The organism is Diplocloster agilis (assembly GCF_019042275.1).
Lineage (GTDB): Bacteria > Bacillota > Clostridia > Lachnospirales > Lachnospiraceae > Diplocloster > Diplocloster agilis.
The window spans coordinates 45,029-66,800 of the sequence record NZ_JAHQCW010000010.1 but is presented as its reverse complement, the minus strand read 5'-3'; the positions used below and the strand labels follow the sequence as shown (position 1 = coordinate 66,800).

At 51.1% G+C, this 21,772-nt stretch carries 19 protein-coding genes and 1 riboswitch; of the genes, 6 read left to right on the top strand and 13 right to left on the bottom strand.

What is annotated here, in order from left to right:
* Positions 1–15: 15 nt before the first annotated feature.
* From KTH89_RS08070 to cbiD, 10 genes are read right to left on the bottom strand one after another with little or no spacing between them, the layout of a single operon-like run.
* Complete coding sequence (locus tag KTH89_RS08070; protein WP_238721336.1) at positions 16–780, bottom strand: adenosylcobinamide-GDP ribazoletransferase; 765 nt, start codon at positions 778–780, stop codon at positions 16–18.
* Positions 768–1,397, bottom strand: a complete 630-nt coding sequence (locus tag KTH89_RS08065) for a bifunctional adenosylcobinamide kinase/adenosylcobinamide-phosphate guanylyltransferase (RefSeq protein WP_238721335.1) — start codon at positions 1,395–1,397, stop codon at positions 768–770. The genes KTH89_RS08070 and KTH89_RS08065 overlap by 13 nt, the downstream gene beginning before the upstream one ends.
* Positions 1,394–2,539 carry a nicotinate-nucleotide--dimethylbenzimidazole phosphoribosyltransferase gene (gene cobT, locus KTH89_RS08060; protein ID WP_238721334.1) on the bottom strand — a complete coding sequence of 382 codons (1,146 nt, stop codon included), beginning with the start codon at positions 2,537–2,539 and terminating at the stop codon, positions 1,394–1,396. The genes KTH89_RS08065 and cobT overlap by 4 nt, the downstream gene beginning before the upstream one ends.
* 47 nt (positions 2,540–2,586) lie before the next feature.
* Positions 2,587–3,948, bottom strand: a complete 1,362-nt coding sequence (locus tag KTH89_RS08055; protein ID WP_238721369.1) for a cobyrinate a,c-diamide synthase — start codon at positions 3,946–3,948, stop codon at positions 2,587–2,589.
* 29 nt (positions 3,949–3,977) lie between these two features.
* Positions 3,978–5,195 (bottom strand): precorrin-6y C5,15-methyltransferase (decarboxylating) subunit CbiE, encoded by a 1,218-nt coding sequence (gene cbiE / locus KTH89_RS08050; protein ID WP_238721333.1) that lies wholly within the window; start codon positions 5,193–5,195, stop codon positions 3,978–3,980.
* Positions 5,192–5,980 carry a precorrin-6A reductase gene (gene cobK, locus KTH89_RS08045; protein WP_238721332.1) on the bottom strand — a complete coding sequence of 263 codons (789 nt, stop codon included), beginning with the start codon at positions 5,978–5,980 and terminating at the stop codon, positions 5,192–5,194. Before cobK ends, cbiE begins: the two co-directional genes overlap by 4 nt.
* The gene (cobJ, locus tag KTH89_RS08040) at positions 5,967–6,698 is read right to left on the bottom strand and encodes a precorrin-3B C(17)-methyltransferase (protein ID WP_238721331.1); all 732 of its coding nucleotides are present in this window, start codon (positions 6,696–6,698) and stop codon (positions 5,967–5,969) included. Before cobJ ends, cobK begins: the two co-directional genes overlap by 14 nt.
* 24 nt (positions 6,699–6,722) lie before the next feature.
* A complete protein-coding gene (locus KTH89_RS08035) occupies positions 6,723–7,865 on the bottom strand; it encodes a cobalt-precorrin 5A hydrolase (protein WP_238721330.1) in 1,143 nt (380 codons plus the stop codon).
* A complete protein-coding gene (gene cobM / locus KTH89_RS08030; protein WP_238721329.1) occupies positions 7,862–8,620 on the bottom strand; it encodes a precorrin-4 C(11)-methyltransferase in 759 nt (252 codons plus the stop codon). Before cobM ends, KTH89_RS08035 begins: the two co-directional genes overlap by 4 nt.
* Before the next feature lie 4 nt (positions 8,621–8,624).
* Entirely contained in the window at positions 8,625–9,776 is a 1,152-nt protein-coding gene (gene cbiD, locus KTH89_RS08025) for a cobalt-precorrin-5B (C(1))-methyltransferase CbiD (protein WP_238721328.1), read from the bottom strand.
* Positions 9,777–9,891: 115 nt separating this feature from the next.
* Between cbiD and cobI the strand changes: the two genes are divergently transcribed.
* Entirely contained in the window at positions 9,892–10,587 is a 696-nt protein-coding gene (gene cobI / locus KTH89_RS08020; RefSeq protein WP_238721327.1) for a precorrin-2 C(20)-methyltransferase, read from the top strand.
* Here cobI and KTH89_RS08015 read toward each other — a convergent pair.
* The 3 genes from KTH89_RS08015 to KTH89_RS08005 form a co-directional block, all read right to left on the bottom strand.
* A complete protein-coding gene (locus KTH89_RS08015) occupies positions 10,553–11,323 on the bottom strand; it encodes a sirohydrochlorin cobaltochelatase (RefSeq protein ID WP_158345771.1) in 771 nt (256 codons plus the stop codon). The two genes, cobI and KTH89_RS08015, sit on opposite strands and share 35 nt — an antisense overlap.
* Before the next feature lie 167 nt (positions 11,324–11,490).
* Positions 11,491–11,702: riboswitch (cobalamin riboswitch) on the bottom strand.
* Between the two features lie 102 nt (positions 11,703–11,804).
* Positions 11,805–13,352 carry a response regulator transcription factor gene (locus tag KTH89_RS08010; RefSeq protein ID WP_158345770.1) on the bottom strand — a complete coding sequence of 516 codons (1,548 nt, stop codon included), beginning with the start codon at positions 13,350–13,352 and terminating at the stop codon, positions 11,805–11,807.
* Entirely contained in the window at positions 13,324–15,141 is a 1,818-nt protein-coding gene (locus tag KTH89_RS08005; RefSeq protein WP_238721326.1) for a sensor histidine kinase, read from the bottom strand. The genes KTH89_RS08010 and KTH89_RS08005 overlap by 29 nt, the downstream gene beginning before the upstream one ends.
* Before the next feature lie 320 nt (positions 15,142–15,461).
* On the opposite strand from KTH89_RS08005, the gene KTH89_RS08000 reads away from it, so the two are divergent.
* From KTH89_RS08000 to KTH89_RS07980, 5 genes are all read left to right on the top strand, one after another.
* Positions 15,462–16,841: an ABC transporter substrate-binding protein gene (locus KTH89_RS08000; RefSeq protein ID WP_158345768.1), complete on the top strand. Its 1,380-nt coding sequence runs from the start codon at positions 15,462–15,464 to the stop codon at positions 16,839–16,841.
* A gap of 66 nt (positions 16,842–16,907) precedes the next feature.
* Positions 16,908–17,789 (top strand): carbohydrate ABC transporter permease, encoded by an 882-nt coding sequence (locus KTH89_RS07995; protein WP_158345767.1) that lies wholly within the window; start codon positions 16,908–16,910, stop codon positions 17,787–17,789.
* Positions 17,786–18,622, top strand: a complete 837-nt coding sequence (locus KTH89_RS07990) for a carbohydrate ABC transporter permease (protein WP_158345766.1) — start codon at positions 17,786–17,788, stop codon at positions 18,620–18,622. The genes KTH89_RS07995 and KTH89_RS07990 overlap by 4 nt, the downstream gene beginning before the upstream one ends.
* 58 nt (positions 18,623–18,680) lie before the next feature.
* Complete coding sequence (locus KTH89_RS07985; RefSeq protein WP_238721325.1) at positions 18,681–20,309, top strand: hypothetical protein; 1,629 nt, start codon at positions 18,681–18,683, stop codon at positions 20,307–20,309.
* A gap of 2 nt (positions 20,310–20,311) precedes the next feature.
* Positions 20,312–21,673 carry an ADP-ribosylglycohydrolase family protein gene (locus KTH89_RS07980; protein WP_238721324.1) on the top strand — a complete coding sequence of 454 codons (1,362 nt, stop codon included), beginning with the start codon at positions 20,312–20,314 and terminating at the stop codon, positions 21,671–21,673.
* Positions 21,674–21,772 lie beyond the last annotated feature (99 nt).

The following is a 21,772-nucleotide window of genomic DNA, read 5'->3' as shown; positions in this document are numbered from 1 at the left end:
CATCCTCCCGTCTTTCTATATGAAACGCTGTAAAACCACCAGAACCAGCAGCATGCTAAGTTCCGCGCACGCCAGAAACCAGCCTGCCAGATCGCCGGTCACCCCGCCGAACTCTTTGTAAGCCTTATAGCGGTAGTAGGCAAAGCACAAGCCGCCGGCCACGCACATCCCGCCTCCCAGCACCGGCTGCACCGCCGCCATCACAGCTGCCGTAACCGCCAGCACAAGCAGCAGGACCAGCCGTACCACCCTCTTATGAGCAGTGGATGAAAATGAGTATAGCAGTCCGTCCTTCCTGGCTCCCCGAAACCATACGACGGAAAGGCCGCTCAGCGTCCTGGACCAGACAAAACTGCATCCGTACAAAATCCAGGCCCTCTGATCCTGAAGCTCCGTCAGCGCTCCATAGGTCAGCAGGACATACGGGATTAGCATGAGCACCGCAAACGCGCCGATATGGGAATCCTTCAGGATTTCCAGCTTCCGCTCCTTCGGCTGATAGGAGTGGAGCGCATCCATCGTATCCATATATCCGTCCAGATGAATCCCTCCGGTGACGAGGACCGACAAAGTCAGGACCCCGGCTCCCAGAAACGCCCGGCCAAATCCCGCCAGCCCGCAAACCGTATAAAATCCGAATATAAGCAGGCCCAGCACCGCGCCGACGAGCGGAAAAAAACAGATGCTGTAACGCATGTTTTTCTCGGACCACTCAACACCCGGCATCGGAATTTTACTGTACATACCAAAGGCGATGATACAAGATTTCAGAATTGACAACGTTCTTCCCCTTTCCCGAAGGCCGCTGCGGCTGCTGCCGTTTTTAGCAGAACCGGAATGGAACAGACGACCTCGCACACCTGATCCGTCCAGGCTCCCAGCATGGTATTCAAAAGGCCAAGGCTTTGGATATACGCTTCCGTTTCAGGCGGATAACGATGGCCGTCGGAAAATATCTCATTGGTCACGATAACCAGGTGACTGCACCTCTGATCCAGCTCCTGAATCTGCCGGAAGATCCGCTGTGCCAACGCCTCCGGCTCTTCCTTAAGCGCTGATCCTGCATACATCTCGTTCGCCAGCAGATTCGAAAGGCATTCCAGGAGAACTGTCGGGGCAACGCTTCCGTCTTCGGCATCCGCAGCTGATCCGGTGCTTCGTGCCGGGTCCGGCGTGAACGCAAGCGCCTGATGGATATCCCGGTAACACTCGATCGTCTGAAATCCCTTCGCTTCCCGGAGCCTGCGATGACGGCTGATTCTCCTGTCCGCCTCCTCGCCATAGGGCTCCATCGTTGCTATGTAATAGAGAGGCCCGCCTCTTGAGAGCTCTACGGCAAAGTTTTCCGCATATTCAGATTTCCCGCTGGCGCTTCCGCCGGTAACCAGGCATCTCATCTTATTTCCCCTGCGCTTTCTAATCCGGCCGTATCCACGTTTTTCCCGCTGTCTTCATATTCCTGATACGCTTCGATCCCGATTTCAGCGAAACTGTCGTTCTCCCGGTAGACTTCCAAGGCCATATCAAGCATCGGCACAAGCAGCACCGCTCCGGTCCCCTCGCCCAATGCCAGGTGGCCGTCAATGACAGGCGAAAGCCCCAGTTCCTTCATCACCGGTTCCGCCGCAGGCTCCCGGCTCAGATGGGATGCCAGCAGGAACGGCCTCACCTGCGGGCAGATACGGACGGCCGCCAGCGCGGCGGCCGCGGAGATCAGCCCATCCACGATCACCGGAATCCGGTAAAGAGCGCCTCCCATAAAGACGCCTGCCATCCCTGCCAGATCCAGTCCCCCCAAGGTCCGAAGGATCTCCAAAGGGCTCATCCGCTCCACGGGATAAGTCTTAAGCGCCTGCGCAATGACCCTGCGTTTTCTGGCTAGGCCTTCCTCATTCAGGCCCGCCCCCCTTCCCACGGTCTCTTTGGCGGAAAGTCCCAGATATGCGGCAATCAGCGCGCTGCTGGTCGTCGTGTTTCCAATGCCCATCTCTCCGGTAGCCAGCAGTTCGTACCCCTGCTCCCGGCATTCCCGCACCAGGCGGATTCCTGCGTCAACAGCCCGGCAGACTTCCTGTTCCGACATGGCAGGTTCCTTCAGAAAATTCCTGGTGCCATAGGCAGCTTTCATTGCCCGCAGATTTGGATGGGCGATCTCCCGGGCGATTCCTATGTCCACCGGAATCACGTCGATCCCGGCCCGGTCCGACATCCGGTTGATACTTGCGGTTCCTCCGGCTATATTTAACGAGACGATAGCGGTCACTTCAGAGTCCGTCTGGGTGACCCCCTCTTCCACTATCCCATTATCCGCGCACATGACGATAACCGCGCGTTTTCCAATCCGCACATTTTCATTCCCGGTAATGCCTGCGATCTGAGTCACCAGCTCTTCCAGCCTCCCCAGGCCTTTCAGCGGTTTGGCTATGCTGTCCCACCGTTCTGCCGCCCGGGCTGCCGCCGCCTCGTCGATTCCGCATGGCATCTGCCCGGCCAGCTGCAAAACATACTGCTCCGGTGTAATCTCCGGTATCTTCTTCATTCCAATCCTTCTTTCCCTGCCTTAAGTTATACTGATCGATTTTTAATCTACCTTCTATGATACTCTCCGGCCTTCGCAATAAAACGGTCCGCGGCCTTCGCATTTCCATAAAAATACAGATGCGGGAAACCTGCATACAGGGTATCGGATGCGATCCCTTCCCGCCACTTACTTCGTTTACCCGGCTTCACGGCCTGAAACGCGCTGCCCTTGTCTTCACTGTCCCAGTAATGAAAGCTGTGAGCTCTGATGACATCACCGGGTTCACCCAACAGGCAGTCTGACTCCGGCTTAAGCTCCAGGTAACCGAACCGCTGCAGACGTTCGGTCTTATAGCCGCGGCCCCGGATCACGCCCGCCATGGGATAATATACGCCGTCTTCTCCCTCTAACTCCTCATGCAGGTACAGAAAACCGCCGCACTCCGCAATACAGGGCAGGCCGTTTTCGATCTGCTGCCGGATCTGGCTGCGCATCGGTTCGTTGGATGCCAGTTTTTCCGCATAGAGCTCCGGATAGCCTCCGCTCAATATCAGTCCGCCGATATTCTCCCCCAGGCCTGAATCATGAAGCGGACTAAAGTATACGATCTCACAGCCATGCTCCCGCAGATAGTCCATGTTGTCTCTGTACAGAAAACAAAAAGCTTCATCCTTCGCCACAGCGATCCTCAACGGCCCTGTTCGCTTATTGCCTTTCGGCGCAGAAACCGTTTCGCCGGATACTGCCTTACTATAGACGGGGGGCGCGGACTGTGCCAGCGCCAGCAGGCCGTCAAGATCAATGGTCCGCTCCAGTTGATCCGAAAACCGGTCTACGATCTCTTTGAAATTTTCAATTTCACGCGCCGTAACCAGGCCCAGATGACGGCTCTGAAAGAGAAGTTCCTGTTTCTGTCTGGGTACATAGCCAAATACGCTAAGCCCCATCTCCTCCGCCAGACGCTTTGCTTCCGGGTACAGACTCTCCGACATCATATTGAAGATGACTCCCCGGATCATAGACGGCTGCCGGAATTCAACGAATCCCTTCAGCACCGCCAGCGCAGAACATCCCATCCCCCGGCAGTTAACCAGAAGAACTACGGGGGTATCGGTCAGCTTCGCAATGTCACAGCTGCTTCCCGCATCGGTAAACCCGATCCCGTCATAATACCCCATGACACCCTCCACGATGCTGATCTCTTTCTCCCTGCCGTTTTTTAGAATCAAACGCCGAAGCGTATCCGGGTCTGCAAAGAAGCTGTCCAGATTCCCCGTGCTCACTCCCAACACCCGGCTGTGGAACATGGTATCGATATAATCCGGCCCGCACTTAAAAGCCGCGGCCGAATGGCCCCGCCGGATCAGGCAGTTGAGAATCCCGCAGGTAACAGATGTCTTGCCGGACCCGCTTCCGGTACCGGCGATCAGGATTCTGGGAACCGGTTCTCCCTCTTTTAAAACTCCTGGGATTGTTTCACGGTGATGATAAACACCGGATTCTGCCCCGTCATCATGTGATACCGGCCCGCCGCACGGGTTTTGCTCACTTGAACCTGCACCATATCCATCTGTAACTGCATCTGTGTACATATTGTAAGAACCTCCGTTACCGTTTCTAAAGCAATGGCATCCAACACGACCTGCATCCGCGGGTTTAGCCGGAACAGCTTCGCAAGAATCTCAGAAAGTCTGCCTTTGCTGCCTCCGATAAAAGCAGCGTCCGGCGCCGGCAGGCCTTCCAATGCCTCGGGAGCCATGCCGTCTACCACCTCCAGATTCATCAGACCGAAGTAATCCGCGTTTTTTTGGATCAGTTCCACCGCTTCCTGCCTGCACTCGACCGCATAGACCTTTCCCCGGTCAGCCGCCATGGCCATCTCCACCGACACGGAACCGGTTCCGGCGCCGATATCGTAGACTACATCGGTCTCCTTAAGCGCCAGCTTACTCATGACCACGGCCCGGATCTCCGGTTTGGTCATCGGAACTTCCCCCCGGATAAACCGTTCCTCCGGAATTCCCACACAGGATTTATTCTCACGGTCTATGTTTGCATCTGTATTTTCCCACAGGATCATCAGTACGCACAGAGTCTCGAATTTCTTATCCAGAAAATCCCGCACCCGGCCGGAGCTGATCAGCTCTTCCGGGTAGGACAGGTTCTCCCCGATCCATAACCCGTAGCCGCCAAAGCCCGCAGTCGTAAGCCTTTGCAGATGCTCTGCCGCGTCCTCCCCGGTCAGCACGAATACCTTGCTGTGTCTGCGCACGGCCGTGACCAGGCTCTCTCTCCTGCCATGCAGGCTGAGGATGAAGGCGTCCTCCCATGGAATACCGATTTTCGCGGAGAAATACGAAAGGGAGGAGATCCCGGGTATTACCGTTATTGGATAACCTTCCAGCGCATTTTTCAAATTCTCCGTATTACTGTAAAATCCTGTATCTCCGGACAGGAGAACCGCAAAACGCTGTTTGTGAGAGTGCCCGATGATCTCCCGGATCTGTTCCGCCCGGTACTGAACCCATATCTCCTTTTTGCTGTCCGAATAAGGTTTGATCAGCCTCTCCGGCCCAATCAGCACTTCCGCCTCTTCGATCCGGCATTTTCCCTCCACGGTCAGGCTGCCGGGCGTGCCCATTCCACATCCCACCAACGCGATCTCTTTTCTCATCCGACCAATTCTCCTATCTGTATTTTCATCTCTTCCAGGAAATAACCGCTTTCCTGCGCCGGCCTGTCGATCAACAGAACGCGGATGCCGGCTCTTTCGGCCGCACGGATCTTTTCCTGAAATCCCCCCGGCTTGCCGGATTCTTTTGTCAGCAGCCAGCGGATGTCGAATTCCCGGATCAGGGCATAATTAAGCTCTTCGGAGAACGGCCCCTGCATCGCAATCAGATGCCTTCCTTTGATACCGCAGGCATGGCAGTCCTCCAGCACTTCCGGCGCAGGAAGCACCCGCACATACAGCCGTTCTTCATAATTTGGAATCGCGCACAGCGGCTTTAACTCTTTGCTGCCGGTGGTTACCAGGATATTTCCTTCTGAGCCGGCCAGTATCTGCGCGGCCCTGTCTGTGTCCGCCGCATGGATGATATGCGCAGCACGCGCTTCCGCCTGCGCAGGGCGGAGCAGCCTTCTATAGGAGATCCCCGCGTTCATGCAGGCTGTGCGGATATTTTGGGTAACGGCGCCGGCATAGGGATGCGTGGCGTCCACCACCAGCATCGGCTGTTCCCGGAGAAAAAGCTCACGCATCTCTTCCATATCCAGGCGGCCCGTCCGTACATCCAGCATTCCCGGGACTTCCGGTATTCCCGGGATTTCCCGGATCACTTCTTCGCCGTAGGGCGTGGCCACACAGATCAGAGAGGGAATCCCCTGCGCCTTTAAATATCCGCACAGCTCCCGTCCCTCCGACGTGCCGCCGAACAGAATCACTTTATACCGACGCATAACGGTATCCACGGGGAGTCACCATCCAATTTCCGATTTTCTTCGTCCGGCTGCTGCCTATGTACACGGTGGTAAACATATCCACCTGTGTTTCCCGCAATTCCCGGAGGGTGCAGATCACAGCCTCCTCCCCTTCTCTGCCGATCTGTTTCACATATCCGCAGACCGTATCCGGCGACTGATATTGCAGGATGATATCACAGGCTTCCTTCAGATAATCTTTCCGTTTGCGGCTGGACGGGTTGTAAATGCACAAAACCATATCGGCCTGAGCGCACAACGCGACGCGCTGCCGGATCAGTTCCATAGGGGTCAGCAGATCGCTCAGGCTGATCACTGCGAAGTCATGGGAGAGAGGGGCTCCAAGTACCGCACCGCCGCTGCAGGCCGCCGTTACTCCGGCTATGAACTTAAGCGTGGTTCCCGGCTCGTCTCCGGCCAGTTCACAGAGCAGGCTCGCCATCCCATACACGCCGCTGTCACCGCTGCATACCACAGCCACCTCCCGGCCCTCCCGGGCCTGCGTAAGCGCATACCGGCACCGCTCGGTCTCCTGCTTCATCGGCGTGGTATAATATTCTTTCTCCTGAAAATATTCCCGGATCAAATCCGTATAGACGGTATAACCCACAATCAGATCGCTCGCTTCCAACGCCTTCTTTGCTTCGATCGTCATATATTCGTAGCCTCCGGGTCCAAATCCAATCACTCTTAACATTTCAACCGCTCCTTCTATCTTTCATCATTCCTCTGCGGAATCTTTATCCGATCTCTTCTCCGCCTGCCATGTCCAGCGGATTCGGTATTTCTTCTGTGCAACGGCCAGGGTCATACCGTTTTCCGCCTGTTTGGGAACCACTAATTCTCCGCCCTCACTTCCAAGCACCGCGCTCCTCTCGCAGACATTATCCACCCCTACCGTATGCTCCACGAAAGCGGAGCCCTGAAACTCTCCTTTTACCTTCCGAAGCGCTTCCTCTGAGAATGTCACAAACGGGACCCTCAGTTTATACGCCAGCCTAATAAGGCCCTCTTCCTCTTTTTTCCGGTCAATGGAGTAAATCCCCCGGACCCGCTCTATATCCATTCCCCGCTGCTCCAGGGTCCGGTTCAAAAACGCTTCCAGCTCATGGAAGGGAATTCCCTTTTTACATCCCATCCCCACGAACAGATCCCGGGGGATCAGATGCAGGGTGATCGGAAACGGCTGCGCTGTTTTATTGTATCCGATATAGATCCCGGCCTCTATATCCGGGTTCCCGGCCTCCATATCTGGAATCCCGGCCGCATCGGGCAAAGAGGCAGGTATTGAATATACCCGTAAGCCATCCGGGACCGGTCCCGATATTTCCTCTTCCGCAACCGCTCCCACCATTTTCCCTTCCAGGATCCTGCCGGAGATCTCCTTTATTTTACCGATCTCAGTAACCTTCAGAAAATTTTCCGCAGCGAAGACATCTACCGCGAAACGGCGTTCACAGTCCGTAGCCGTGGTAATCACCGGCCGGGCCCCGGCGCATACGGCGACTTCCCGGCACCATTCGTTGGCGCCCCCCAGATGTCCGGACAGTACACTGACGCAATATTTCCCAAGCTCATCCATCACCAGCACCGCCGGGTCCCGGTCCTTGCCCTCTATAAACGGCGCAATGCTTCGCACGGCAATGCCCATCGCTCCAATGAACAATATCCCGTCCATGCCGGGAAAGAGCTCTCGCATCAGATCCGAAACACTTGTAAACGGCCTGCATGTTCCCTGCGCAAACCGACTGACCGCATAACTTTCGATCTCCGTTTCCGGGAATGCCTCCCTGAGCTTCTCACCAAGCCATAGATTCAGTCCGGTGCCTTTTTCCGTAAATGACAGGATGGCCGTGCGCCTCATACTTTCGTCCCCTTTCGAAACTCAGTGGTAAAGGACGCGTCATACAGCTTCGACAGTTCATAGTCATCTCCCAGGCATTCTCCCACCACGATCAGCGCTGTTTTCCGGATTCCATGGTTTAGCGCCATCTGAGGCAGCTCCTTAAGCTTTCCCCGAACGATCTGCTCCTCTTTCCAGCTGGCCTTATATACGATAGCACAGGGCGTTTCCTCCGAGTAAGCGCCGTCAAGCAGTTCCTGCCGTACCTTTTCTACCATGCCTACGCTTAAGAAAATCACCATGGTGCAGCCATGTCCCGCCAGCAGATGCAGCTTTTCCTTCTCCGGTACCGGCGTCCTTCCTTCCATTCTGGTAATGATCACCGACTGGGAAACCGCCGGGAGCGTATATTCTGCCTGCAGCGCCGCTGCCGCCGCGCAAAAGCTGCTGACTCCGGGGCATACCTGATAGCCGATTCCCGCCTCTTCAAGCCTGTCCATCTGCTCCCGGATGGCCCCGTACAGGGACGGATCTCCGGTGTGCAGGCGTACCACTTTATACCCGGAGCGTTCCCCGTCGATCATCACCTTAACGACCTCGTCCAGAGTCATATAAGCGCTGTTATATATCCGGCAGCCGACAGCCGCCTCCTGAAGAAGCTCCGGATTCACCAACGACCCGGCGTAGATAATGATATCCGCCGTTCGGAGCAGCTCCAGCCCCCGTACCGTAATCAGATCCTTTGCGCCGGGACCCGCTCCCACAAAATTTATCATATTGTCACCTGCTCTCCTTTTTTGTGGATTTGTCACGAAACTGCTCCAGCATCCGGTCCGCGTTTTGTGACTGTCCCAATAATCCGAATTCATTTGAAAATAGAATCACGCCAGTTTCCAGTTCCCCGCCCGTTCTGTGGTTCAGATGAACCTCTATTTTGTTTACCAATACTTTCATCGCGGCTTCCTTCATTCCCGCTTCCTGCAGAATCTCCAACGCCTCGTCTGTAGTGATACAGCTAAGGATCTGTCTTCCCGTCTGTGCGTCTCCTCCCGCCTGCAGCAGACAGGCGGCCAGCGTCTCCATCCTGGCGTCCGCAGACCGGGAGTGGGTATTCATAACCCCGGCTCCGAGCTTCACCAGCTTTCCGATATGCCCGATGAGAAGCAGGCTGCGAAAATCCATCTGACAGGCCATATCCAGAGTATCCCCGATAAAATTACTGCATTTCACACAGGGATCCAGGTCAATTCCCAGCTGTTCCGAGGCAAAGTCCCTTCCGTAATTCCCAGGAGCCGCCAATAACTCTCGGACGCCGGCAGCCGCCTTCACCTGGAGCTCCAGCCGGATCGTCTCCACCAACGCTGCCTCGCTCATAGGCTCCACGATCCCGGTCGACCCAAGGATTGAGATGCCGCCTTCAATTCCAAGCCTTGGATTAAAGGTTTTTTCCGCGATCTTTTCTCCGCCCGGCGCGGACAAAATGATTTCAAAACCGCCTTCGTACCCATACCGGTCCGCAATCTCCTCCACCGCCCGGCGGATCATATTCCGGGGGCCCTGGTTAATCGCGGGCTGTCCCGGCTTTTGCTGAAGCCCTTCCCTGGTCACCCTGCCGATCCCCTCCCCTGCGTCCAGGCGGATTCCCCGGCCGGTTCTGCGCACGGTGGCATAGATGAGGATTCCATCCGTGATATCCGCATCGTCGCCCGCGTCCTTTTTTACCCCGCAGGTAACAGAGCCGTTCTCCTGCCGGATTCCGGACAGGGGCAGCTGCAAAAGCACCCCTCCCGGCGTCGTCAGTTCCACCGCGTCGATTCTGTTCCCGTCAAGCAGCATCTGAGCGGCCGCCTTGGCCGCCGCCGCCGCGCAGGAGCCGGTGGTGTAGCCGCATCTTAATTTTTTTTTATCCTTATACCGGTATTCTTCCAGCATCTCGATCACCCGAAAATTTTACTTTTCAATCTTTCTATCCCATGATACAATGCAAATAATTTGTGGCTGATATCCTTTTGGATTCCTCTGCCGCCCTATGAAAGGAGACCCATCGATGAATGGTACTTTATACGGAGTTGGCGTCGGTCCCGGAGATCCGGAACTGCTGACGCTAAAAGCCGTCCGGATACTCTCGGAAACTGCATGGCTTGCGATCCCCGGGGTAGACAAAGAAAGCTGCGCCGCCTATCAGATCGCCGTCCAGGCGGTTCCCCGGATTCAAGACAAGCCCTGTCTGTACATACAGATGCCCATGACCAAAGATGAAGCACGGCTGCAGGCCAGCCACGAGGCCGGCTGCGCCCAGATCGAGGACGTATTGTCCAAAGGCGAATCCGTGTGTTTTCTCACCCTTGGAGATCCGGCGATCTACTCCACCTATCTGTATCTGAAAAAACTCGCTTCCTCCCACGGCTATCCGACGGAAATCATAAGCGGGATTCCCTCGTTCTGCGCCGCGGCCGCAGCTTTAAACATCGGCCTGGTGGAAAGAGCGGAGCCTATGGTCATCATACCGGGCGCTTATCCCACAGAAGATGTCCTTGATTTTCCCGGCACGAAGGTCCTGATGAAATCCGGAAAACAGCTGGCAAAGGTGCGGGATCAGTTAAAGCACCGCAGCCTCACCGCAGCCATGGTGGAAAACTGCGGCCTTTCAACCGAAAAGATCTATCCTGCTCTTAAGGACATCCCGGATTCTGCGGGTTATCTGTCCCTTATTGTGGCAAAGCCCGGCGAAGATGGGAGATAAACAGTTCCTGTATCGCCGGATCTTCCCCCAGGCCTTTTAACCTGCATTGCACCTGATATCCCTTTGTCCGAAACAGGCGGCACCAGGAGTCTTCCTCCCCGGCCATATCATTTTTCGCATGGTCGCCGGCCACGATCATAAACGGAACCAGGGAGACGGATTCATAGCCGCCTTTGCCCACCTCCCCTAAGGTCTCGTGGATATCCGGCGTTCCTTCTACCGTCGATATGTAGTAGTCTTCATGTCCTCTGCCATGCAGCACCTTTTGCAGCCGCTGGTAAGAGGCGTTTGCAAAATGTTCGCTGCCGTGTCCCATAAATACAACAGCCTGTCCGTCCCCGGGTTTTTCGTTTTCCAGAATGCCGGCGACGATATCATAATCCTCATCGCTTTTCAGCAAAGGTTCTCCGATCCCAAGATACCGGAAGCGCTCTCTGAACGTCTCCGCTTCCTCTTTCATCAGTTCGTTTTCAATCCCGTCGATAATATGGGTGGGCTGTACCACCGCTTCCTCTATCCCGTCCGCCAGCATCTGATCCAGCGCGCTCTTCACATCCAACACCCGGATGCCCTCCGCTTCTTCTATCCTGCTGCGCACGATCCTGCTGGTAAATGCGCGGTATACCCGGTACGCCGGAAACGAGGCGCGTATTTTTTCTTCGATGGCCCCAATCGTTTTTTCCCGTGTATCCGGATAAGTCGTTCCAAAGCTCACTACCAGTATTCCTTTTTTCATACGTTCCTCCAATAATGCTGTTCCATAGCACGCTCTTTCCTATAATGCACTCTTTCTTATGGAATGAAAAAACGCCCTTTTATGCGGCTTACACATAAAAAAGCGTATGAAAACACATCCTATACCGGATCCGTTTCTCACACCCTGCCATACTCCGTGGCAGCTCGCGTAAGTCCTATCAAAAGGCAGGTTTTCTGGCTCGGCTTTATTTTCCGCGGATCTCATTCCTTCCCATACGGAATCATCCTTCGTTCCATACAGTGGTATCTGTCAACTGATCCGCAAAAGCCTTACAGCGGCGGGACCGCACAGGTTTTTCACCTGTTTCCCTATTATCCCTCGCACTGGCTGCGCGGGCACCTTTTCATATTGGATTGTAAATACACGATAAAGTATAGCATTAACCGATTATCCAGTCAACAATAGCTGTTTTTAATTCCCATATGCAAATCCTTTTTGAACTGCCGTATCCATCCCGAATTCAGTTCAGATACATCTTCCGATAATCCCTGGGAGTCAGGTCTGTCAGCTTTTTAAAAATAATCGAAAAATACTGCGGCTCATGAAACCCCACAGCATAAGCAATCTCCGAGATTTTCCGTGATGGATCTTTTAACAGCTCGATCGCATTTTTGACTCTCACTTCATTTAAGATCTCCGTAAAATTTTTTCCCGTTTCATTCGTAATCAGCGTACTCAAATAGGAGGGGGATAAGTAAACAACCCTGGCAGCGTCGTTTAATGATATGTTCTCCTGATAATTCTGGTCAATGAAATCGGTGATCTTCTGCACGATCATCTGTTTGGTGCCTGATTTTACAATGTGATAATCCGCGAGATCCATAATAAGGTTTAGCATAAGTTCTTTGAGGATCTCGATATTCTCACAATGGATCACTTTCTGGAAGTTCGAATACCGCTCCAGCAGAATGGACATCTGACGGGCATCCTCCCCGATGGTCCTTTGGATACACAGCGTAAAGAGAATCAAAAAAGAACTTTTCAGCAGACTGGCATCACTTCCGAAAGAGGCCAGGAGTTCTGAAAACAGGCGGTCGGTGAACCGGCTCAAGCTGTCAGGATTGCCGCTTCCTAGCCAGGTAAGGATATCCTGGCAGAATCCAAGCAGTTGATTGTAATCTGTTACTGCGGGAAGTGATCCTGTTTTATGAAACATATGGACACATCCGCTTCCGGTAAAGAATTTCTGCCCCAGTGCCCGAAGGCCCTGAATATACGCCTCATGCAGCGTATCATATCCGTGCCGGATCTCACTGACTCCGGCAGAGACAGAGACGTGGAAGAACTCGAAAATACGATGAAGCAGTTGGATCAGATAGCCTTTCATATCCTCAAAGGACGCATCTTTTTGTGATAACAGCAGAATAAATACCAGGTGGGCATTGTCCGTTTTTACCATTAAAAGATTTTCCCGGGCTGTCAGATTCTCGCAAAACACCATCAGGTTCTGCAGACGGAACGGATCGTTTTCGATCTCATCATCGAATTTTAACACACAGACTCGATAATAAGCGATCTGGTTGAGAAGATTTTTGACCTGAGGAAGCAGGGAAGTATTGTGATAGATTCGTCCGTTCAGGAGGCTTCTCAGGATATGCTCCTGCTGGGTCTCTATTTTTTTGTTTTCCCTCTCCTGCATGATCTTCTCTATCAGTTTGCGAATCGAATTCTCAAGTTCTATGAAATTGATGGGCTTCAGCATAAAAAACGCAGCGCCCAGATTCAAGGCATCCTTAGCATAGTCAAAATTCCTGTGTCCGGTCAAAATGATAAATTGGGTGAACGGATATTTTTCCCTGATATATTTCAAAAAAGTCAGGCCGTCAATCCCAGGCATAACGATATCCGAAATCACCAGATCGGGCGGAGTATTCAGGCACAGCTCCAGGGCCTGGAGCCCTGAACCGGCAGCGCCAAACAGTTCACACCCCATCTCTTCCCAGGAAAAAGCGTTAGCGATACTGTTACGGATGCCGGCTTCATCTTCTATGATCAATACTTTTAACATATGGTCTGTCTCCTTTTTCGAGCGGGATGCGTAAGGTCACGACCGTCCCTTCATATAGCCGGCTTTCGATCTCAAAGCCGTATGGTTCCCCATATAAAATGTGAATGCGGTTCTGAATGTTAGAGAGGGCAATATGATGTCCCTTTGCGTCTGCCTCTTCCATCCGGGATGGCGGAACCGGGTCCTGAAGAGCGGCTAAGAGCCCGCCACGCATTCCGACTCCGTCATCTGCGATGACCGCTGTCAGTACCTGTTCTTCGCCGGATACGCGCAATGTGACATATCCTTCTCCATCTTTCGGCGCCAGTCCGTGGGAGACAGAATTTTCCAAAAACGGTTGAATAATCAGTTTCGGGATTCTGCAATCCAGCAATTCGTCAGGGATCTGAAAGTTGAAGGTGATTTTATTCTCATATTTGCAGTGGATGATTCGTTCGTAGTGCCGGATGTATTCCATCTCATCCCGAAGTGTATGCCAGTTGTCATCCCCTGTTTCCAGATCAGTCTGCAGCATATAGCTTAAGCTGTCGATCATTTCACAAACCTGATAAGCTTCATATTCATAGGCTTTCCAGCTAATAAGCTGTAGGGTGTTGAATAAAAAGTGGGGGTTAATCTGGGACCGCAATATCTTAAGCTGTGCCTCCTTTTGCGCCAGCTGTGTCTTATATACGGTGTTGATCAGCGTATCCAGACGGATGGTCATACGGTTAAAACCGTGGTTAATAGACCGGATCTCCCGTATTTGATGGGTATCCGCAAGACGGACCTGCAGATTCTCGTGTTCCACCTCATTCATCGCCTGTACCACATGCTCGATCGGATGCGTCACATAGCGGGAGAGGTAAACAGTAATAAAGACACCGGCCGCAATGATTCCGGCCGTAATGCCGATGAACAGGTACAGTATCCTGCGGAAATCCTTCAACAGCTTATTCTGGTCCAGAGTGATCGCGGCAGTCCAGTTCCGGTAGGGAAAGTCTGTGGAGATATTCTGGAATCCGGAATAGACGATCATATGGTCCTTCGTCTTGACCGACCCCTGTTCTTCGGCCAGCTGTTCATAGGGATAAGGGAACGGCTGACCTAAGTATGCAGTACTGTTAGAACAAAGTACCGTGCCTTTATCGTCCAGAATATACAGCTGTTCCGGATCAATGGTATTAAACGCTTCAAATTTATCCAGAAGGAAGTCTTTAGACAGCCGAATAACAAAGAATCCCTGTACTTCATATGTAGAGTAATCGTATAGCACCTTTGTAATATCGATGCAGTCGTCTGCGGTATTATAGCCTAACCAATTCATCTCAACCGGATATATCAGCGAATGATGATAATACGAACTTTCAAAGGGGACCGGAAGGTGTAATGGCTTACTGCCGTACTGCAGTACAGTGTCCGCTCCCTTGATATATAGATCCAGCTCCTGGAGGTAATAATCGTCTATGGTCTGCGGAACAAAGTGGTCTGAGACAGCTGTCTTATATTCATACCACATATCGGCAGCGGCGGCGGGGGAGCTTAAGATTGACCGGATTACGGGAGCATCCGCCAGACGGTTGATCTTGACGTCAAAAGCGGTGATGGCCTGGGAGATTCCGACGCTGGTCTGGTAAACGATATTGCCGCAATATCCCTTCGCCTGCTCTTCGTATAATGACGCATATAAGCGGGCAGGTACTGCCAACAGTAATAATGCGGTAACGGACAGCAGACCGGATATACAAAGAATCAAAAGCGGCTGAAAGGAAATGCCCTGTTTTTGTTTTAAATTCTTTATAAGCTTCATAACTTTCCTCCGTAAGCCGATTTTCTTCGACATCATTCGACGTTTTTATAAAACAATGTTATTATAGCATAAGAAACTGTATAAAATCCATAAGATACAGTCATGAATCAGCTTGTAATTAGTAATTTTATACAATTTGTATATCTGTTTTTATAATATTTTCTTTTTGAAAGGAAATCAAAAAATATTATAAAGAAAGAACCATAAATCCTGAATTTATTTAATTTTTTATGATCGTATAATAAAAATCAGCAACCGGAAATAAAGCACTCAGATTCAGATGATCCAAACTAGACAAAAAACTAAATGGAGGCGATGTCATGAAAAAGTGGATCCGTGTATTACTAACAGCTATGTTAACCGTGAGCCTGGCCGCAGGCTGCGGCGCGCAGGCAGAAAACAATGCCGAAAAGCAAGATTCCCCTCAGGTACAGACCGGACAGGATGCGCAAAGTCCGAATGTACAATCAGATGGCGAAAAGAAAGAGATTAACATTACCTGGACAAATATTAAAGAAAGCCAGCAACAGGTCTGGCAGGACTATGTAATCAAACCGTTCCAGGAAAAGCACCCGGATGTCACCGTGAATTTCCAGGGGATTCCCGATCTCCAGAATACGATCCGGGTACAAATAGGGGCTGGGGCCGGGCCGGACATGTTCTACATGGACAGTATCGATATACCCGATTTTGCTTCTACAGGCCATCTGCTTAATATCGAACCTTATCGGGAACAGTATGGTATGGATGATTTCATGTTTGACTGGGCGATCGATTCTACCGAATACAAGGGAGAAATGTACGCTCTTCCCCACTCGGTGGAGGCAACGGCCATGACATACAATAAAACTCTCCTGGATCAGCTTGGCAAGGAGGTACCGAAAACACGGCAGGATTTCGTAGACATTTGTGACACGGCATTGTCGGCCGGTCTGATACCGATATCTTTCGGCTATTCCGGAGAAAATATTCTGCTGACCTGGCCCTATGAGCATTATATCACCTGCTATGCGGGAGGGGAAAAGACAGCACAGCTGTTAAAAGGTGAAATCGGATTCGATGATCCGGATATCAAAGGCGCGTTTGCACTGTTAAAAGCAGATTGGGACGCTGGTTATATTAATGACAAAAAAAGCGGTGCCATCAAAAATGATGAGGCAAGGACGTTATTTACGAACCAGAAGGCTGTATTTAACTTTGAAGGTCCCTGGCTGACACTGGTGGATACTCCTCCCGGTACATGGGAGTTCGAATGGGGGCAGTGTGCCTGGCCGTCAATGAAAGACGGTATGCCGGCAGCTTCCGCTATTACATTGGGAGAAGCCATTGGAATTAACGCGGATACCAAATATCCGGACCTGTGCGTGGAACTGATGATGGACTTTTATATGAATGAAGAAAGATGCGCACAGGCTGTTGCTGCCGGATTCTCCACCCCCGCCCGCTCCATCGATGCATCCAACTATCCGGAAGATATGCCGGAACAAATCCGCAAGACACTGGATGTGCAGGATCAAAATATGAACGCAGAGTCTGTCGGCTATGCGCCGTGGGGATTCTATCCATCAAAGACTGCGTGGTTTTTAAACGACAATCTGGATAAAGTATTCTATGATCAGATGGATCTGGATACCTTCCTGATCAAAGCTCAGGAATGCCTGGAGCAGGATCTGGCGGATGGTTATGTGTTTGCGGGATAACAAAGGTTATACAGGAGGCTGCGGCGGATATACACCGCAGCCTCTTGTCCTGAAAGGAGATGTCACATGAACGGACTCATCAAGAAAAAAATTAAAGGAACCTGCTTCATCCTGCCTGCTTTTTTGGTTCATCTTGTCATTGTCCTAATCCCGGCCTGCTCTATGTTTTACTATGCGTTTACAAAGTGGAACGGCCTGAATGAGCCGCAATTTAACGGATTGGATAATTTCCGGCGGATGCTTACCGACTATGATTTTCTCTTTGCTCTTAAAAATAATGTGATATGGATGTCCATTTTCCTGATTGTCCCTCTGATCCTGGGGTTAGGTATGGCTCTAATTTTTACAAAGATCGGCAAAATCCAGCTGTTATTCCGCTCTCTATGTTTTCTGCCCTATGTGGTCAGCGCCACAGTCGCGGGCAAAATATTTTCTATCTTTTACAGCCCTTATTCTGGGATCGGATCCTTTTTTGAGCAGCTCGGGATCAGAGGCCTTGCGGATTTCGCGCCGCTGGGAAATGAGCACCAGGCGCTCTATGCGGCAGCCTTCGTAGATAACTGGCATTGGTGGGGATTCGTATTGGTACTGATGATGTCGGCACTGCATCAGGTAGATGCGGCTCTTTATGAAGCGGCGCAGCTGGAAGGGGCTAATTCCTGGCAGATTCTTAAGAATGTCACGCTTCCCCAGATCAAACCAACCATCGTATCCTATTTTGTATTTGTAATAATTGCGGCGTTTACGACCTTTGATTATGTCTGGATTATGACCCAGGGCGGGCCAGCCGGAGCCACCGAAGTATTTTCAACCAGGATTTATAAAACGACTTTTATCAATTTTGAAGCGGGTTACGGTTCGGCATTAAGTCTTAGTGTCTGTCTGTTGGCACTGAGCGTTTATTTCATATTAAAATTGGTACAAAAAAGAGGGAGGGAGCAGTTATGACGTTAATGCAGAAAAAGAAACGCTCCAAGGCGGTAAAGTTAACTGTAGCAGCATTTATCACACTGCTGCAGATCATCCCTTTAGCTGTGGTTCTGCTCAATTCCATGAGAAGCAATGAAGAGATCGGCAGACAACTGGTGGGTGTACCCACATCGTTTCATTTCTCCAATTATGTCCAGGCCTGGGTACAGGGAGGATATTTGCAGGCCTACGGGAATAGCCTGCTGATCGGCATTGGTTCTTCCGTAATTGTACTTCTGATTGTGGCTTTTGCGGTGTATGGACTGACCAAAATGCACTGTTTTTTTCCCAGATTCTTTCACACATACTTCGTGGCAGGCCTTGCGGTCCCCACATTTGCCATCATTGTACCGCTGTTCTTTTTCTTTTATAAAGTCAATCTGGTAAATACCCATCTGGGAATGATACTGATTTATTCAGCAATCAATATTAGTTTCAACTTTATGTTTATGTATGCATTTTTTGAGGGACTACCAAAAGAACTGGACGAGGCAGCCCGGATTGACGGCGCCGGTGAAATGCAGAATTTTGTATATAATGTGGTACCGCTGGCCAAACCGATCTTTACCAGTGTCCTATTGATCGTCTTTGTGAACACTTGGAATGAATTCCTGTTCTCCAACACATTTTTACAACAGGAATCCATGAGAACCGTCTCTCTTAAATTTTATAACTTTGTGGGTAAAAGCGGCAGTGATTTCGGATTTATCTATGCAGCAGCTATCATCTCGATTCTGCCTATCGTGGTAATTTATTTTCTTATGCAGGATTCTTTCGTTGAGGGGATGACTTCAGGAAGTGTGAAAGGATAACATTCCAAATAGAAGAATAGCGAAGATATGGCAGTTAGAAAAAGAGGGAGGAAAAACAATGGAATATCCAAAGTATGTCAAGGTAAATGATTCAGACTTAATGATGGCGCTCCGGCAGGGAATGCGGCCGATGATGACATGGTTTGACACGTCCAGACGGAATTTGCCTTATTTCTATAATTATATAGAAGGGAAACGTTATGGAAACAGTCATCACGAAAGCTACAGTGCGGTACACACCATGGGCAGGTGGTGGGACGCTCTGGTTAATGCTTCTTATATAACCGGAGAGGCAGTGCCGGAGGAGATCTATGAAAATTTGAGATATTGGGCATTTCACATATTTGACAACAAAACAGGAATGCCGGCGAATCTGGATCTGAATACGTTTGAAGCAGTCCCGCTATGCGATTTACATAATCTGAGAGAAGCGCTGTATGCGTTCACCTCAATGATCAAGAAAAATCCAGCCGATAATCAGGCAAAGGAAATGGCGTTACACCTGATTCGAATGGTGGATACCTATGCAGATTTCGAGACCGGTGGGTGGAAAACAAAGCAGTATGAAAATGATTGCGGCGGCAAGGTGATGTGCGGAGCCAGTGACTCAAGTGAGATCTATCGGTTTTCGTCCACATTGGGCAGATACATCGGAGCGCTGGTACGGCTTTACCGGGAATGGCCGCTGCCCCAGGCATTAAGCCAGGCGATTCGTCTTACTAAGACCTGTTTCCGGGTCATGCTGCGGGAGGATGGCGGCTTTGATGCAGATCTGTTCGCCAAACATATCCATTCGACAACCTCGACCATATCCGGCGTAGCTATGCTGGGGGATCTTTTGCATGACCGGCAGATTCTGGACCGTGTACGGTCGTTCTTTGAAAATGGGTTTCATGAGATTGCCTTGGATTTCGGCTGGTGTCTGGAAAATGCCAAGCGGCCCGATGACCTGGTGGGAGAAATCAATAACACTTGTGATCTGATGGAGGCTTGTCTGTGTCTTGGCAGGGCAGGATATCCGGAATATTACGATATGGCTGACCGTATGATTCGCGGACATGTACTTCCGTCCCAGCTTCTGGATGTAAGCTGGCTGCCAGATGAAGCCACCAAAGACCCGGCAACCGACCGTTTTGCATCCAGGATGCGCGGCGCTTTTGGTTTTCCGTGTCCCTATGGTCATGAATATGAACCAGGCAGCCCGATTTCTTTTAACTGGGACATCGTTGGCGGCGGCGTAAGCGGATTATGCCAGGCATATGGCCACATAACCAGTTATAAGGAAGGGATGGCAGATATCAATTTGCTGTTTGATATGGAAGATTCGTCGATACGTTTTCGCAGTCCCTATGAGCATAAGGGAGATGCGGAAATCATGTTGAAACAACCGTTTTGCGTACGTATTCGTCTGCATCAGGGAATCCAGGAAGAACCGCTTACGGCTGCGCTTAACCGCCAGAAGATCCGCTGGGACATAATTGACAGTTGGCTTTATCTATATGATCTGCCGCTGAGTGTCCCGGTTCAGTTTCCGATGAAATATGTCCCGGCTCGAGTTTTATATCAGTTTCGGGACCACGGTTTCTATGTCCGCTATGAAGGCAACCGGATTACCGGTATGGACTGTCCCGGGAAAAGATTGTGTTTTTTTCCGGAATTATCAGAGAAAAATGGAAAGGAGCAATAGATATGATTAAAAATACCGAGTGGATGACGTATTCGGAGTATTTGCCGGTGGAACTGATACAGGCTGAGGAAGAGGGGAAAGAGGTAACGGTTTATAAAAAGCAGGTTGCTGATATCTTAAAACTGCCGGAATATGCAAAGGAGCGGGAAGAAAAAGCATACCAGCTGTTGGCGGAGATAGAGACGCTTCCAGTCAAAGAAGCCTATGTCTATAAAGAGCCAAATGAGTTGGAAGAGATACGGAAGCTGAGGAAGATACAGAATGTTCAGAAATTCACCGTACCAAAAGAACTGCTTTTTGACAAAGTCTACGGCGCCTGGACAGGCCGCTGCGCCGGATGCCTGCTTGGACAGCCGATTGAAGGCTGGTATCGGGAACGGATCAGAGGTTTCCTACTGGATACAGATAATTATCCGGTCAAGCATTTTCTTTCTTCCGACGTACCCCAGGATATTATCGATCGATATCAGGTGTCCAACAATGGCGAAAATGCCTTTTGTGACCACATCACACACTGGATCAATAACGTAACCATAATGACCGAAGATGACGATACAAACTACACAGCGCTGGGATTAAAGGTATTGGAAGAGTACGGCTATGATTTTACCAGTGACGATGTGGCCTGGACATGGATCACCAGTCTTCCCATGGGCCATGTATCCACGTCGGAACGGGTGGCTTACCGCAATATAGGGAACCTTATAGAGCCTCCCAGGTGCGGCTGGTGGAAAAATCCTTACCGGGAATGGATCGGCGCGCAGATCCGGGCGGATATCTTTGGATATGTATCCCCCGGTGATCCGGAGCTGGCCGCTTCCCTAGCATGGAAGGATGCCAGAATTTCCCATGTAAAGAACGGGATATACGGAGAAATGTTTGTCGCCGCCATGCTGGCAGCAGCTTATGGGGTTCAGGAGCCGGATAAGATCCTGGAGGCGGGAATCGAACAGATTCCGGCCACAAGCCGGCTGTACAACGCACTCAAACAAGTAATGGAAGGCTACCGGAGTGGAATGACGCTCGGGGATGCCATAGAAAAACTGCATAATCAGTTTGATGAGACAAACAGTCACGACTGGTGTCATACCATCAGCAATGCGGTTGTGGTGGCTATTTCTCTTCTTTACGGAGGGCTAGATTTTGAAAAAAGTCTCGGGATCGCCATGGAATGCGGATTTGATACAGACTGCAATGGTGCGACTATAGGATCCGTCGTCGGCTTGGCCGTAGGCTATAAAGGAATTCCGGATCATTGGAAGACACCCGTCGGAGATATCCTTAGAACCGGAGTATCGGGCTTTCATCAGATCCGTATCAAGGAGCTGGTTGACAGGACTATAGCCGTTATCCACAACCGTTAAAGGTGCCTCTTTGCTCTGTCTGTTTGGAGATCCCGGGCATTGTGGGGGGGGGGTGGGGTTGGGGATGGGGTGAGCGGATGGCATGGCGGCGGATGTCCC

Excerpts from the sequence above, each read along its gene's own strand:
- KTH89_RS08065 (WP_238721335.1), bottom strand. The coding sequence starts at position 1,397 with ATGAGATGCCTGGTTACCGGCGGAAGCGCCAGCGGGAAATCTGAATAT.
- cobT (WP_238721334.1), bottom strand. The coding sequence starts at position 2,539 with ATGAAGAAGATACCGGAGATTACACCGGAGCAGTATGTTTTGCAGCTG.
- cbiE (WP_238721333.1), bottom strand. The coding sequence starts at position 5,195 with ATGAGAAAAGAGATCGCGTTGGTGGGATGTGGAATGGGCACGCCCGGC.
- cobK (WP_238721332.1), bottom strand. The coding sequence starts at position 5,980 with ATGCGTCGGTATAAAGTGATTCTGTTCGGCGGCACGTCGGAGGGACGG.
- cobJ (WP_238721331.1), bottom strand. The coding sequence starts at position 6,698 with ATGTTAAGAGTGATTGGATTTGGACCCGGAGGCTACGAATATATGACG.
- KTH89_RS08035 (WP_238721330.1), bottom strand. The coding sequence starts at position 7,865 with ATGAGGCGCACGGCCATCCTGTCATTTACGGAAAAAGGCACCGGACTG.
- cobM (WP_238721329.1), bottom strand. The coding sequence starts at position 8,620 with ATGATAAATTTTGTGGGAGCGGGTCCCGGCGCAAAGGATCTGATTACG.
- cbiD (WP_238721328.1), bottom strand. The coding sequence starts at position 9,776 with ATGCTGGAAGAATACCGGTATAAGGATAAAAAAAAATTAAGATGCGGC.
- cobI (WP_238721327.1), top strand. The coding sequence starts at position 9,892 with ATGAATGGTACTTTATACGGAGTTGGCGTCGGTCCCGGAGATCCGGAA.
- KTH89_RS08015 (WP_158345771.1), bottom strand. The coding sequence starts at position 11,323 with ATGAAAAAAGGAATACTGGTAGTGAGCTTTGGAACGACTTATCCGGAT.
- KTH89_RS08010 (WP_158345770.1), bottom strand. The coding sequence starts at position 13,352 with ATGTTAAAAGTATTGATCATAGAAGATGAAGCCGGCATCCGTAACAGT.
- KTH89_RS08005 (WP_238721326.1), bottom strand. The coding sequence starts at position 15,141 with ATGAAGCTTATAAAGAATTTAAAACAAAAACAGGGCATTTCCTTTCAG.
- KTH89_RS08000 (WP_158345768.1), top strand. The coding sequence starts at position 15,462 with ATGAAAAAGTGGATCCGTGTATTACTAACAGCTATGTTAACCGTGAGC.
- KTH89_RS07995 (WP_158345767.1), top strand. The coding sequence starts at position 16,908 with ATGAACGGACTCATCAAGAAAAAAATTAAAGGAACCTGCTTCATCCTG.
- KTH89_RS07990 (WP_158345766.1), top strand. The coding sequence starts at position 17,786 with ATGACGTTAATGCAGAAAAAGAAACGCTCCAAGGCGGTAAAGTTAACT.
- KTH89_RS07985 (WP_238721325.1), top strand. The coding sequence starts at position 18,681 with ATGGAATATCCAAAGTATGTCAAGGTAAATGATTCAGACTTAATGATG.
- KTH89_RS07980 (WP_238721324.1), top strand. The coding sequence starts at position 20,312 with ATGATTAAAAATACCGAGTGGATGACGTATTCGGAGTATTTGCCGGTG.